General features: G+C 43.5%; 1 protein-coding gene. It reads left to right on the forward strand.

The features are described from left to right. A complete protein-coding gene (locus L0U89_RS20670) occupies positions 1-129 on the forward strand; it encodes a ubiquitin-like protein (RefSeq protein ID WP_369413267.1) in 129 nt (42 codons plus the stop codon). Positions 130-294: the final 165 nt, after the last annotated feature.

Below are 294 nucleotides of genomic sequence, written 5' to 3' on the forward strand. Positions count from 1 at the left end.
ATCCCACCAGACCAGCAGAGGTTGATCTTTGCTGGGAAGCAATTGGAGGATGGAAGGACTCTTGCTGACTACAACATTCAGAAAGAGTCTACTCTTCACCTTGTGTTGCGTCTTCGTGGTGGATTTTAAAAGTTTGAGAATGTTCTGTAGGTCTCTTGCTGAAGTCTAAGCCTGTGGAAGTCTAGCATATCTTTGGTTTTTATGTTCCTAACTTGTTAATGTGTGCTTCTCGGGTCCATAGTGGCCCTTGAAACACTATGGTTGGTTGTGGTCTGTTTCTATAATTCTGTCCAG

The sequence above is a fragment of the Mariniradius sediminis genome (assembly GCF_021491425.1).
In the GTDB taxonomy this organism is placed as follows: Bacteria; Bacteroidota; Bacteroidia; order Cytophagales; family Cyclobacteriaceae; genus Mariniradius; species Mariniradius saccharolyticus.